Source organism: Cytobacillus sp. EB106-05-05-XG126, assembly GCF_058791715.1.
Genome location: NZ_JBYTDU010000018.1, coordinates 16,874 through 30,414 on the forward strand (window position 1 = coordinate 16,874; position 13,541 = coordinate 30,414).

Annotated in this window: 16 protein-coding genes; 4 read left to right on the forward strand and 12 right to left on the reverse strand. The window is 42.9% G+C overall.

Annotation, left to right across the window (positions count from 1 at the left end):
• Positions 1–51: 51 nt before the first annotated feature.
• The 9 genes from AC3WTL_RS22860 to fabL all read right to left on the reverse strand — a co-directional run bounded on the left by AC3WTL_RS22860 (position 52) and on the right by fabL (position 9,518).
• Positions 52–1,056 carry an ABC transporter permease gene (locus AC3WTL_RS22860; protein ID WP_048010462.1) on the reverse strand — a complete coding sequence of 335 codons (1,005 nt, stop codon included), beginning with the start codon at positions 1,054–1,056 and terminating at the stop codon, positions 52–54.
• Between the two features lie 271 nt (positions 1,057–1,327).
• Positions 1,328–2,938, reverse strand: coding sequence for an ABC transporter substrate-binding protein (locus AC3WTL_RS22865; RefSeq protein WP_197214470.1), 1,611 nt, complete (start codon positions 2,936–2,938; stop codon positions 1,328–1,330).
• Positions 2,939–3,013: 75 nt separating this feature from the next.
• Positions 3,014–3,982: an ABC transporter ATP-binding protein gene (locus tag AC3WTL_RS22870; protein WP_197205562.1), complete on the reverse strand. Its 969-nt coding sequence runs from the start codon at positions 3,980–3,982 to the stop codon at positions 3,014–3,016.
• On the reverse strand, positions 3,957–4,973 hold the full coding sequence (locus tag AC3WTL_RS22875) for an ABC transporter ATP-binding protein (RefSeq protein ID WP_226619344.1): 1,017 nt from the start codon (positions 4,971–4,973) through the stop codon (positions 3,957–3,959). Before AC3WTL_RS22875 ends, AC3WTL_RS22870 begins: the two co-directional genes overlap by 26 nt.
• Positions 4,974–5,293: 320 nt before the next feature.
• A complete protein-coding gene (locus AC3WTL_RS22880) occupies positions 5,294–7,042 on the reverse strand; it encodes an ABC transporter ATP-binding protein (protein ID WP_492370098.1) in 1,749 nt (582 codons plus the stop codon).
• 213 nt (positions 7,043–7,255) lie between these two features.
• Entirely contained in the window at positions 7,256–7,786 is a 531-nt protein-coding gene (gene ntdP / locus AC3WTL_RS22885) for a nucleoside tri-diphosphate phosphatase (protein ID WP_009335840.1), read from the reverse strand.
• A 287-nt stretch (positions 7,787–8,073) separates the two neighbouring features.
• Positions 8,074–8,325, reverse strand: a complete 252-nt coding sequence (locus tag AC3WTL_RS22890) for a YgaB family protein (protein ID WP_035333110.1) — start codon at positions 8,323–8,325, stop codon at positions 8,074–8,076.
• A 169-nt stretch (positions 8,326–8,494) separates the two neighbouring features.
• Positions 8,495–8,683, reverse strand: coding sequence for a gamma-type small acid-soluble spore protein (locus tag AC3WTL_RS22895; protein WP_197214468.1), 189 nt, complete (start codon positions 8,681–8,683; stop codon positions 8,495–8,497).
• Positions 8,684–8,768: 85 nt separating this feature from the next.
• Positions 8,769–9,518: an enoyl-[acyl-carrier-protein] reductase FabL gene (gene fabL, locus AC3WTL_RS22900; RefSeq protein WP_222498697.1), complete on the reverse strand. Its 750-nt coding sequence runs from the start codon at positions 9,516–9,518 to the stop codon at positions 8,769–8,771.
• Positions 9,519–9,682: 164 nt separating this feature from the next.
• Here fabL and yfhS point away from each other — a divergent pair, with 164 nt between their 5' ends.
• Positions 9,683–9,907, forward strand: a complete 225-nt coding sequence (gene yfhS / locus AC3WTL_RS22905) for a mother cell protein YfhS (protein ID WP_048011776.1) — start codon at positions 9,683–9,685, stop codon at positions 9,905–9,907.
• 39 nt (positions 9,908–9,946) lie between these two features.
• Here the strand turns inward: yfhS and mutY are convergent, their stop codons facing one another.
• Positions 9,947–11,041: an A/G-specific adenine glycosylase gene (gene mutY / locus AC3WTL_RS22910; RefSeq protein ID WP_222498695.1), complete on the reverse strand. Its 1,095-nt coding sequence runs from the start codon at positions 11,039–11,041 to the stop codon at positions 9,947–9,949.
• A gap of 206 nt (positions 11,042–11,247) precedes the next feature.
• Between mutY and AC3WTL_RS22915 the strand changes: the two genes are divergently transcribed.
• The gene (locus AC3WTL_RS22915; RefSeq protein ID WP_492370099.1) at positions 11,248–12,228 is read left to right on the forward strand and encodes a metal-dependent hydrolase; all 981 of its coding nucleotides are present in this window, start codon (positions 11,248–11,250) and stop codon (positions 12,226–12,228) included.
• A gap of 33 nt (positions 12,229–12,261) precedes the next feature.
• Here the strand turns inward: AC3WTL_RS22915 and AC3WTL_RS22920 are convergent, their stop codons facing one another.
• Positions 12,262–12,531 carry a YfhJ family protein gene (locus AC3WTL_RS22920; protein WP_048011773.1) on the reverse strand — a complete coding sequence of 90 codons (270 nt, stop codon included), beginning with the start codon at positions 12,529–12,531 and terminating at the stop codon, positions 12,262–12,264.
• 127 nt (positions 12,532–12,658) lie between these two features.
• On the opposite strand from AC3WTL_RS22920, the gene AC3WTL_RS22925 reads away from it, so the two are divergent.
• Positions 12,659–12,829 (forward strand): small, acid-soluble spore protein K, encoded by a 171-nt coding sequence (locus AC3WTL_RS22925; protein WP_222498693.1) that lies wholly within the window; start codon positions 12,659–12,661, stop codon positions 12,827–12,829.
• A gap of 19 nt (positions 12,830–12,848) precedes the next feature.
• Positions 12,849–13,007, forward strand: coding sequence for a YpzG family protein (locus AC3WTL_RS22930; protein ID WP_009335831.1), 159 nt, complete (start codon positions 12,849–12,851; stop codon positions 13,005–13,007).
• 57 nt (positions 13,008–13,064) lie between these two features.
• Here the strand turns inward: AC3WTL_RS22930 and AC3WTL_RS22935 are convergent, their stop codons facing one another.
• The gene (locus AC3WTL_RS22935) at positions 13,065–13,394 is read right to left on the reverse strand and encodes a YfhH family protein (RefSeq protein WP_222498691.1); all 330 of its coding nucleotides are present in this window, start codon (positions 13,392–13,394) and stop codon (positions 13,065–13,067) included.
• Positions 13,395–13,541 lie beyond the last annotated feature (147 nt).

Sequence of the window (13,541 nt, forward strand, 5' to 3'; positions counted from 1 at the left end):
AGGCGGCTGAAGGTCTTTTTGTGTTGAAAGTTCCAAGTCTGTTCCCCCTCCTTAATTATATTTAATCCGCGGATCAATTGCTGCATACAGCAAGTCCACCACCAGATTGATCATGACAAAGATAAATGCAATGATAAGTATGCCTGACTGGATAACAGGATAGTCCCGATAGTTGATAGCCTCATAAATATACCGTCCGATTCCCGGCCAGCTGAAAATCGTTTCCGTTAAAATGGCGCCTCCCAGCAATAATCCCATTTGAAGACCAATAATCGTAAGAACTGGAATGATGGCATTCTTTAATGAGTGCTTATAAACAACCCAGAACATTCTTAAGCCTTTGGCTCTCGCTGTTCTGACAAAATCGGATCTCATTACCTCAAGCATCGTAGAACGGGTAATTCTCGCAATGATCGCCATTGGGATGGTCGCCAGGGCAAATGCGGGCAGAATCAGGTGTCTGATGACATCCCAGAATTGATCGATTCTTCCCTGCAGGAGAGTATCGATCATATATATGTTCGTTATGGCCTCAATCGGATTTCTTACTTCTTCCCTTCCCGATGTAGGCAGCCAGTCCAGCTTAATGGCAAAAGCCCACTGCTCCATCAAGCCGAGCCAGAAGATTGGCATGGAAACGCCAATAAGCGCCAGCACCATTGCCACATAATCAAACCATGAATTCTGATACCAGGCACTGATGATTCCGGCATTCACACCGATAAAAACAGCAATTAACATGGCAACGAATGTAAGTTCAATTGTTGCAGCCAAATACGGCCAAATTTCCTGGCTTATTTCCGTTTTAGTCCGGAGTGATTCTCCAAGATCTCCCGTAATAAGCCCGCCCAGATATGTAAAATATTGAAGGTACCAAGGCTGATCCAGCCCCAGCTGCTTCGTTAATTCCTCTACTGCTTCTTTTGTTGCCAATTGTCCCAGGATAATCTGTGCCGGATTACCGGGTATTGCCCGGATCATAAAAAAGACGATTAGGGAAAGCCCCAGCAGAACGGGAATAAGGGAAAACAGACGTTTAAGTGTGTAGGACAGCATTGCCATCTCACCTCTCTTGAAGGGTTATTAAGAAAAGCGCAAGCGCCTTGGTCACCCCCGACAAGCACAAGACGAGCCTCTCAGAAAGGCGTTCTTTGCCTTTTTGGGGGGATTGGCTTGTGACCTCGAGGGGGTAGGCGCTGGAGCTAGACAGTTATCGAAATTCAAAGTTTCTTAATTTATAATATTTCTATATAGAAAAGGGAGCTACAGAACTGTACTCCCTTTTCCTTGAATATAAGAAGTATACTTATCTCACTTGTAAAGCAGCTTATTTAAATTCTACAGTTGCCAGTAAATCAGAACCTGTTGGATGCGGCTTGAAGCCTGTGATATCAGCTTTACCCGCAAGGATTGGTCTTGAGTGAACAAGCGGAATCCACGGAGCATCTTCTTTGATCAGAAGCTGAGCCTCTTTGTAAAGTTTTTCACGCTCTGCCTGGTCTGCACTAGCCTGAGCTTTTACAAGCAGTTCATGCACTTCAGGGTTTTCGTAGTAAGAGTAGTTGTTAGAACCAATGCTGTCCTGGTCAAGAAGAACATACAGGAAGTTATCAGCATCCCCATTATCGCCAGTCCATCCTAATAGGAATGTATCAGCTTCACCATTCTTAGCTTTATCCAGGTAAGTACCCCACTCATACGTTACAATCTTTGCTTTTACGCCGATTGCATCAAAGTTGGCTTGAAGTGCTTCAGCCACTTTTTGTCCATCCGGCATATATGGTCTAGGAACCGGCATTGCCCATAGCTCCATTTCAAAACCATCTTCATATCCTGCTTCTTTTAAAAGTTCCTTAGCCTTCTCAGGGTCAAACTCATAATCCTTAACGTCATCATTGTAACCCGCTACGACTGAAGGCATTGGGTTTTTCGCAGGCTCAGCTGCACCGGCATAGAATGCATCAATAAGAGCTTGCTTATCAACTGCATAGTTCAATGCCTGGCGGACTTTTTTATCTTTTAATGGTCCACGTGTGCTCGTCAATCCAAGGTAAGCTACGTTTAATGATGGACGTTCAAAAGTTTGAAGATCCGGATTTCCTTCGATTTGGCCAACATCACTGAAGTTAACGCCATCGATTAAGTCGACTTCGCCTGTAGCCAGGGCGTTCAGACGAGCAGAGTTTTCAGGGATGACACGGAAGATAACCTCATCCAGCTTTGGAAGGCCATCCTGCCAGTATTCTTCATTTTTCACAAGAGTAATGCGGTCGTTTGCTTTGTATTCTTTAAATGCAAATGGACCTGTTCCCACCGGGTTGTGAAGGAATTTTTCACCATGCTTTTCAATCGCAGCCGGGCTTGCAATTCCAAATGGAGACATTGCAAGGTTCTTTAAGAATGGTGCAATTGGCTTGTTTAAAGTAAACTCAACTGTGTAATCATCTACAGCTTTCACTTCAGAGATTTTATCCCCAAACTGAGAGTTATAGTAATAGAACTGCTCAGCGTTTCCAGCTTTCCATCTTTCAAAGTTGAAGACAACCGCTTCGGCATTAAAGTCAGTTCCATCGTGGAACTTTACGCCTTCACGAAGCTTTAATGTATGCTTTAGCCCGTCTTCGCTCATTTCCCATTCAGTAGCAAGGCCAGGCTGAATTTCCGTATCCTGCTCACCAAATTCGATCAGAGTTTCATAGATGTTTTTTGTAACTTTAAAAGATTCGCCTTCTGTTGTAATAGCGGGATCAAGTGAAGTAGAATCACCGCCGCGGCCAAATACTAATGTGCCGCCTGATGACGTTTCTTCTGTATCTGTACCTTTCTCTTTATCCTTTTCGTCTTTCGTTCCGCTGCTTGAGTTGCTGCTGCAGCCGGCAAGAGCCAGTGACAGTAACAAAGCTGCAACCAGGAACCAAATGCCATTGCGCTTCTTCATTGTTTTCCCCCTTTATTCTTTTGCCGGTATCGGCTGTTTACATATTTATCATCCATGCAGTTCTGCCTATATAGCTCAGCTATAGAGATGGCAGGCTGCAAAGTGACCCGGTTCAATTTCCTTCAGCTGCGGCCTATCTGTTTTGCAGATTTCCATGCATTCTTTACATCTAGTATGGAAGGCACATCCAGCTGGCGGATTCTGCGGGCTTGGAATGTCCCCGGTTAATAATTCCCTGTCTTTCTTTAATGTCGGGTCAGGGATGGGAACTGCACCAAGCAATGCCTTTGTATAAGGATGCAGCGGCTTATCGTAGAGCTGGTCAGAGGTTGTGATCTCTACTAACCTTCCAAGATACATAACACCGACCCTATCACTGATATGTTTAACTACCCCGAGATCATGGGCAATGAATATATACGTCAGCTGAAATTCTTTTTGAAGATCTTCCAGCAGGTTGAGCACCTGTGATTGAATGGATACATCAAGTGCTGAAACTGGTTCATCTGCAATGATCAGCTTAGGCTTGGTCATCAATGCTCTTGCGATTCCAATCCTCTGCCTTTGGCCTCCGCTGAATTGGTGCGGATAGCGTTTGGCATGGTAGCTGCTGAGGCCGACAACCTCAAGCATCTCTCTTACCCGCTGTTTACGCTCTTCTTTGTTCCCGATGCCGTGGACAATGAGAGGCTCCTCCAAAATCTGCTCAACAGTATGGCGGGGGTTTAACGATGCAAACGGATCCTGGAATACCATCTGCATTTCCTTTCTCATCTTGCGCATTTCCGCTGAGTTTAGGGAAGTCAGATCCTTGCCTTCAAAAACCACTTTCCCCTCTGTCGGTTCAATCAGGCGCATCAGCATTCTTCCTGTGGTTGATTTGCCGCAGCCAGATTCACCTACAAGGCCAAGCGTTTCCCCTTTGTTAACGAAAAAGGTGATATCATCAACCGCTTTCACATCACCCTGTTTTCTCCCAAACAGGCCGCCTGTTACGGGGAAATATTTCTTTAACTGATTAACTTCCAACAGCACTTCGGTCATCAATGACACCCCCAGACTCATGCAGAAAACAGCGCACTGTATGCTGTTCTGCATCATTGGCATTATAAAGCGGAGGACTTTCCGTCATGCACCGGTCATGGACAAATTCACAGCGAGCTGCAAAACGGCATCCAGTCTTGATGGAGCCCGGTTTAGGCACATTTCCCGGAATCGAATATAATCGCTCTTTTTTCTCTCTTACATCAGGCACTGATTGCAGAAGTCCCTGGGTATAAGGATGTTTTGGATGTTTGAATATCTCTTCTACAGGAGCTTCCTCCACTATTTTCCCGGCATACATGACAATTACCCTCTCACATACTTCCGCTACTACCCCAAGATCATGCGTAATCATGACTATGGCTGTGTCGAGCTTTTCATTAAGATCCTTCATAAGGGATAATATCTGGGCCTGGATGGTCACGTCCAAAGCAGTTGTTGGCTCATCTGCAATCAGAAGCCGAGGATGGCAGGACAATGCCATGGCAATCATTACCCTCTGCCTCATTCCCCCTGACAGCTGGTGGGGATATTCCTTTACTATCTGCTCTGCCCTAGGCAGGCCAACAAGCTTAAGCATTTCAACAGCCTGCTGGATTGCAGCCTTCTTATTTAACTTCTTATGTAATTTGATTCCTTCTGTCAGCTGATCTCCTATTGTAAATAACGGATTCAATGAAGTCATCGGCTCCTGAAAAATCATAGCCACTTCATTTCCCCTTATTTCACGCATTCTTTTTTCTGATGCTTTTACGAGATCTTCTCCATCTAAAAGAATTTCACCGCCAACAATTTTTCCCGGGGGCTGTGGAATCAGCTTCATAATGGATAGAGATGTAACACTCTTCCCGCAGCCTGATTCTCCTACTATCCCCAGAATTTCACCCTTGTTGACCGAGAAGCTGATATCATCCACAGCCGGAACTTCTCCATCTGAAGAGAAAAAGGATGTCCTTAGCTGTTTTACATCTAAAACTGGAGCTTGAGTCACACGGATACTCCTTTCCTGATCGTCCGTTTCTATGAAATGGGACATATTTAACAATTGTGGACCTTAGGTCACTATCTTTTTTTCATTCTATAAAAAAAGATTGGTTAAGTCTACTCATTTTTCTAAATTATTTAAATATAGTAAACATTATATATTTTTAGATATGGTTTTAAAGTAATATCCTACTAATAATTATGAAAAAGATGGAGATTAATGACCGTTATTTACAGGCAGCTATTTTAACACTATAGTAATTTAACGCATTGCTATAAAAAAGCACACAAACAAAGCCGGCCCTGTAATAGAGCCGGCTTTTAAACCTAATTTTCAAGCTGCTGAACTTGAAAAAGCTTGTAATAATTGCATTGTCTTTTCATTAATTCGTCATGGCTTCCCGCTTCAGAAATTTCACCATGCTCTATCAGAATTATCCTATCTGCATGTGTGATGGTGGAAAGGCGATGAGCGACGATAAAAGTCGTGCGGTCTTTAGCCAATTTTTCCAATGCTTCCTGTATCAGATGTTCACTCTCCAGATCAAGGGCTGAAGTGGCTTCATCCAGTACAAGGATCGGCGGATTTTTCAAAAAGATTCTCGCAATGGCAATTCGCTGCTTCTGTCCTCCCGAGAGTTTCACACCGCGCTCGCCAACCTTGGTATCATAGCCTTCAGGCAAATTCATAATAAATTCGTGGGCATTTGCAGCCCTGGCAGCATCAATTACTTCCTCTTCAGTGGCATCGGGTTTGCCGAGCAGAATGTTAGTTTTGACCGATTCACTGAACAAAATATTATCCTGAAGCACCATCCCGATTTTATCGCGAAGGCTCCTTACTTTAAACGAACGGATATCAGTGCCATCAAGCAGAATTCTGCCTTCATTCACATCGTAAAAACGCGGAATCAGCCCTACCAGAGAGGACTTTCCTCCTCCGCTCATCCCTACAAGGGCAATCGTTTCCCCTGCTGATACATCGAGATTTATTTCCTTTAATACCGGAGGCTCATTCTCATTGTAGGAAAAGCTCACTTCTTCAAATTGGATATGCCCTTTAACATCCCGGCATTGAATGGCATCAGGTGAATCGTCAATATCGTATTTCTCATCCATTAACTCAAATACCCGGTCCATGGATGCGATTGATTGCGTTAAGGTGGTTGAAGAGTTAACAAGTCTTCTAAGCGGTCCATACAATCTATCTATATAAGCGACAAATGCCATCATGACACCGAGGGAAATATCTCCCTGGATAACCTGATATCCTGAATACCCAATGACTAAAAGCGGTGAAATATCTGTAATGGTGTTAACTACTGCAAATGCTTTTGCATTCCACTTCGTATGGTCGATCGCTTTTGTAAGGAAATTCTTATTTTGCGCATCAAATTGGGTCTGTTCATAATCCTCAATGGCAAAGCTTTTAACAACTGCCATCCCCTGAACACGTTCATGAAGATAGCCCTGCACCTCTGCAAGAGCCTGTGAACGGGCCCTTGTCAGCTTTCTGAGGTTCCCAAAAAAGTACTTAACTGAGAAAGCATAAAATGGAAATAACAGCAGTGACACAATCGTCAGCGTAACGTCCATATTCAGCATAATGACAACTGCAATTAAAATGGTTGCCACATCAAGCCATAAATTCATTAAACCGGTTACTACAAATGTTTTGGTTTGCTCAACATCATTTATGACCCTGGAGATCACTTCCCCTGTTCTGGTATTTGCATAGAATCGGAAGCTTAACTTTTGAATGTGGGTAAAAAGCTTATCCCTGATATCATATAAAATTTTGCTAGCCACCCACTGGGCAAAGTATTGGCGGTAATACTCAATTGGCGGACGGGCGATGACAAATAAAGCAATCATCACAGCCATAACCATTAACAGTGTGCTGTTCTTATCGCCCTGACTCAATGTATCATTGCCAATAATATCATCTATTACATACTTAATCAGAAGCGGAATCAAAAGCGGTATGGCAAATTTAATGATGCCTATGATAATGGTTCCGATAATCTGAAGCCGATACGGCTTAACGAATTTCAAATATCTTTTTATACTGTCCAACCGGATCGCTCCCCCTCTCTATCTCAATCCCTGTTATTTTCTTAAACTTACCCCTAAACCCGGCAATCATGCAGATTCATGGCGAAAAGCGCAAGCGCCTTGCCCACCCCCGACAAGCTGTGACCCCGAGGGGGCAGGCTGCTTGCGCTGGACAAAAATAAAAACCTGCTGACTCAAGGTCCAACAGGCGTTTTTTCGGCATTCAGCCCTTTTTTAGCGTCTGTAAGTAAGATAACGTTCATACCATATATCAATAAAGTCGGGTGCAAAAGGACCTTTTCTCTGACGAATCCAATGGATGAGGTTGTCCACATTTGATTTAAGGATACTGTCAATCACATCGGGATAATTCATTTCCTGACGGTGCCGTTCATATTCGTCTTCGTCAAGCAAATTGAATGTCATGTCAGGATATACTTTAATATCGAGATCATAATCAATATACTTTAACGCTTCACCATCAAAAATAAATGGTGAACTAATATTACAGTAATAATAAACACCATCTTCCCGAATCATTCCAATCACATTAAACCAGTGCTGAGAATGAAAATAACAAATGGCTGGCTCTCTCGTCACCCATGTTCTTCCGTCAGATTCTGTTACGATTGTCCGGTCATTGCCGCCAATCACCAGATTTTGTGTCCCTTTTAATACGGTTGTTTCCTCCCAGACGCGGTGGATATGCCCATTATGTTTATAGCTGTGTATTTGCATTGGTTCGCCTTCGATGGGTACCGCCATTCTTTTCCCCTACTTTCCTTCCGGAAGCTTTGCAACCTGATAATACTTTTTTGGCGCCTTTAATAGGCTTCCTCCCCTTCATGCTAAGCGCATACTGCACAGCATGACTCAATAATATCCAAAAGAAAAAGGCAACAAAGTACGATTCCTGTTTTCTACTATTATAACGGTAAAAGGAAATTTTTAAAACAAAGAGCCATTGAAATGTATCAATGGCTGTAAAAAAAGGATATAATAGCTTATTTTATAGGTATTGAAGACAACGAAAGATTATAGAGAGTTTATCTTTAAACGGTTACATTTACTTTCTGATAGGAGCGGATGACCTCTTCGGTCTGTTCCTCAAATATACGATGAATTTGTTTGAGTTCTTCTTTCATTCTGGCAATTTCATACTGTACACTTTCAAGCTCTGTTTCCTGCTGAATGGCTTTTAATTCCTCTTCAATCTCCTGGCAGCGCTCCAGTTCACTCTGCAGATAAAGAAGCTTTTCCATCGTTTTCATCTGTTCTGAAACCAAACTGTTAAAGTTCTCCATGTTTGTTCCACCGTCCCCATTATTTTTCCTATTTCTATAATTTCGCTGTCCCTTTTTTTAACCCTTTGACTAGTTATGTTGACTTTATGGAAGTTTTGTCGAAGGGACACAAAAAAAAAGAAGCCGCCTTTTCCATTTAAAAGGCGGCTTCTTTCTTTAGATGTAATTATTAGCTTTGTTTGCCTGCATTTTGACCTTTGCGAGCTTCAGCTTGCTGGTTTTGCTGTCTTACTTCAGCAGCATTTGTTTCGCTGGCAAATTCAGTACCGTACTGGCCTTGGCCAGCAGATTGTGCGTTTTGTTGTCTCACTTCTTGAACGTTAGTTCCAGCTTGAGATTGGTTTGGTTGTTTAGCCATTATAATCACCTCCACGCTCATTAATTTAACCGGGAGTGGAGGAAACTATCCAACTTTTTTACAAACCAAAAATATCCATATTTAATTAAACCAGCAGAGAAATGCCGCCATCCACAATAATCGTCTGGCCGCGGATCATGCTAGATTCCTCACCTAACAAAAACATAACCGTATTCACCATATCTTCAATTTCAACCATTCGTCCTGCAGGTGTTTTCGTTTTTGCTTCTTCGAGAAGCTCTGCACGGTTAGGGAAATGTTTTAAAGCCTCTGTATCCACTGCACCGCCTGAAACAGCGTTTACGGTGATATTTTTAGGAGCCAGTTCAACAGCCAGGTAACGTGTCAATGCTTCCAATGCTGCCTTGGAAACCCCTACAGTCGTATAGTTTTCCAGGTAGCGAATCGATCCCAGCGAGCTGATGCTTACAATTTTTCCGCCGCCGCTTTTCTCCATTAGCTTTGCAGCTTCCTGACCGCAGAAAAGCAGGGCTTTGCTGTTGATATTCATTGTCCAGTCCCAATGAGATTCTTCCAGTTCCATAACCGGACGCAGAACCCCAGAAGCTGCATTGTTGACAAACACATCGAGTCTTCCGAATTCACGGTCAATCTCAGCGAAAAGTCCTTTAATTTTCTCTACATCCCCAACGTTTGCTTTTACAACCAGGGCTTTTCTGCCGAGCGCCTCAATTTCAGCTGCTGTTTCATTTGCAGCTGATTTGCTGCGTGCGTAATTGATGACAATGTCATAGCCGTCTTTGGCAAGCCTGATGGCTGTCGCCTTTCCAATTCCTCTGCTGCTTCCTGTTACCAGTGCTACTTTTTGTGTCATGATTCAATTTCCTTTCTGTTATGTATTTCTGTTGTTTAAGGATTTTTATCAAGGGAATTTATAAACAAAACACCTTACCGATTCATTTTAGCTTTTTCCATGTATATATGGCAATTCGAATTAAAACACTATCTGTAATCCAATTGAGGAAAGGAAGATGGCATATGTTTGTGGGTCGTGATATGACAGAGCTTTCGATGATGTCAAAATCGGACTGGAAGGACAGCGAGCTTGCTTTTTACCATCATTCATTTCAGCAGATCATGCCTTATTTAAATGCTGAAGGCCAGACGATTCATAGGGAGATTGTCGAAGAAATAGAAAACCGCGGCGGCTTGAAAAGACAGGAAGCCGATTATACACACGGGACCAGGGTAAGCTACGATTAACCTTATTGAAAAAGGGGGCACTCCCCCCTTTTTCTATTCTTAGCTTTTCAAATATTGCTTCCAGATTTTCTGATGGGAAACCGGAAAAGGAAATTCCTTCATTTCTTCAAGAGTGACTAATTTCAAATCATTTTTTTCCTCTTTAAGTTCTAATAATTTTCCTTTATAAACATTTATATTCCATGTTAAATGGGAAAAAACGTGTTCGATCTGACCCGTCATTTCCTGTATATCCACATGGGCGCCATATTGTGTGCTGAACGCATCCTTCATCTGCTCTTTGTCGCTTACATAAGCAATATTGATCTCTGCCATGGGGAATTCCCAAAGATTAGCAAGCAGGCCTTTGCCGGGTCTTTTGTGTATTAGCACTTTGTCCTGATCATCTATAAGGACAGCTGCTGCTAATTGCACATTTTTTTGCTTTTTGGTTTTCGTTTTTACGGGCAGCTCCTGCTGAGTCCCTTCATAAAACGCAGTACAATGTTCTCTCACCGGGCATAATAAGCAGGAAGGAGAAGTTGGTGTACATATTAATGCGCCAAGCTCCATAAGCGCCTGGTTGAAATGGGACGGATTTTCATGTGAAATTAATGTCCGGACAGAAGACTCAAAGATTTTCCTGGAAGAAGGCTTGGCGATATCTTCCCAAATGGACAGGATGCGCGAAAGGACACGCATTACATTGCCGTCCACGGCGGGTTCAGGTATCCCGTACGCAATACTGAGAATGGCCCCTGCAGTATAGGGCCCTACTCCTTTTAAGGAAGAGATCTCTTTTGGCGTATCCGGAACTTTGCCGCCATATTTTTCATGAACCTCCCTGACGGCAGCCTGAAGATTTCTTGCCCGTGAATAATAGCCCAGACCCTCCCAGGCTTTTAATACCTTTTCTTCGTCTGCTTCAGAAAGATCCTTGATGGTCGGAAACTGCTTAATAAAACGGTGAAAATAGGGGATTACGGTGTCCACCCTCGTCTGCTGAAGCATAATCTCAGAAACCCAGACTTTGTACGGATCCTGGTCCTTTCTCCAGGGCAAATCCCTTTGCTCGGCTTCGAACCAGCTGAGCAAATCATCCTGAAAACCTTTTATATCCGTTGATTCAATTGTATTTTGGCTAACTTCTTTCAATTTTTTAATCCTCCTGATGTTAAACAATCGGAAAATATGGGAATATATTAGTACAGTCGCTGCTTATTAATAATTGGACATCAACTTCTGCGACACCTTTAAAGGTACCCATATTCGGCTGTTAATACAAGAATTTTGCTGTTACACTTTAAGTAAATTAGGTACTCCACATAAGATTTGTTACCAGGGAAGGAGGTATTTTCCTCTTGGATACCGGCACACATGTAGTGATGGGGCTGGCGCTTGGCGGCATTGCCACTCTTGACCCCGTTGTTGCGGAAAGTTCTGCTACAGCAACGAGTGTCATGATTGGAGCCATCGTCGGTTCACAAATACCTGATATCGATACTGTCTTAAAACTAAGAAATAACGCCGTTTACATTCGCAATCACAGGGGAATTACCCACTCCATACCGGCCGTCCTGCTTTGGCCGCTTGTCATACTTGCAGTGGTTTACCCGTTTTTTCCGTCAGCGGATCTGCTGCACTTATGGCTATGGACCTTTTTGGCTGTATTCCTGCATGTTTTTGTAGACATATTCAATGCATATGGAACACAGGCACTCCGGCCCTTTTCATCCAAATGGGTAGCACTGGGGATTATTAACACATTTGACCCATTCATTTTCGGGATTCATGTCGCCGGATTATTCATATGGGCATTTGGGGCTCATCCTGGTTATACATTTCTAATCATTTATGGCATTATTTTCGTTTATTATCTTCTGCGGTTTGCAGCCCAGAGAAGTGTATTAAATGCCGTAAAGGTTATGATACCGGATGCAACTGAAATCATCATTGCCCCAACGATGAGGTTTAATCAGTGGCGAGTGGCGGTTATGAGCAGGCAGCAATTTTTCGTCGGGCGTGCTGTTAAAAAGCACGTGAGGATTCTCGATCAATTTAATCGCGTTCCCGTTCCCGAGACACCTGTAATAGAAGCCGCGAAGAAAGATAAAAATCTATCTGCATTCCTGTCCTTCTCACCGGTTTACCGCTGGGAAGTGGATGAATATGATGATTATTATGAAGTTCGCTTTATTGACCTTCGCTACCGGAGCAATGGACATTATCCATTCGTAGCCGTGGTCCAGCTCGATCGCGAGTTTAACATTCAATCATCCTATACAGGCTGGATTTTCAGCGAGGAAAAGCTTCGAAAAAAACTGGATATTCTTCCCGGATAATAAAAACAGGCTGCTACGATTGGCAGCCTGTTTTTAATTTAGGGTATTTTTATCCTGCTCAAGCAAATGCTTGTATTTAGGATTATTGGCAACAAATTCATGAAGCCTGCTGCCATAGTTTTCTATCCATTGCCTTACAATTCTTTCTGTCATTTCAGCACCCTTATATTCTCTGCCAGCCTTGGCATATGTTGCTTCGAAATCCTCCCAAAGCAGCTCAATCCATGTCTGGGCCTGACTTGCCGAAAGCAGGTTATTCTTTTCCAATAAAAGCTCATAAAGCTTTTGCTGGTACTCATTCATAAAAATCACCTCTTTTCCATTTATTAATCCCCTTAATCCTTCATAGCCTTCCGTAAAATACAAATAATAGTATTACGTGATTAGCTATTTGCCGGTCACGCTCTTATTCCGGTTTAGGAGGCTTGTTATGCGCAATAAAGCGAGAAATTTCCCAAATCAGAACAATATAAAATTGGAGGGGGAGCCGCGGGCAAAAGCAGAGTATGCTTCACGCCGGGCTGATGGCACGATTAACACACACCCTCAGGAACGAATGAAAGCTTCAACAGACCGCGAAAGTGACACACCTCAATTTTAAAATACAGGGAGGCTTGGTTATGGGAAACAGCAAAAACTTTTTTGGTGATAATCCTTATTCCAGTCCATTTACTTCACCGCACTTCAGGCCAAAACGTGCACATTCACAAGTAAATGGCGAGACCCAGCAAACTCAAGACCTCATTATTTTAAAAAGGCAGATTCGCAAAAACTCTTAAAGAAAATCAAATCAGGGGGGCTTTCCCCCTCTGATTGTTTCTTAATGCCCAGGCAGTTCACCCTTTTTCCGCTAATTTTTTCAGCATGGAAATGGGCAGAGCTTCTTCGCCCTTGCTTCCATTCAGCCGGAATCCCCAGGCAAACACACCATTCATATAGTCAATTTTAAAGTAAACTCCCGGATCCCCCTCGATTTCATAAATTTCACCGGGTAAAAAATCATCTGGATTGAGCAGGTAGGATTTCGCCATTATGACTTTGCGTTCAAGCACGGCAAACTCATTTACCATCCCCATCTGTTCCGCTTTCCTTGCTTTTTCATTTAAACTGGCAATTTCCTGCTGAAGCTCATATGTAGACATTGTACTGTATCTTTTTTCCTGCATATTAATATCCTCTTACTTTCTTCAGATAGTTACATTTACTGTTAAGGCTTCCATAGCTAAGTATATGAGAAAATGCCCGTTTAGAAAAGGCTCCTGCTTTTTGTTTTAATGCATTTCGCATGTGCTGGACTTTTTTGCTAAGATGGT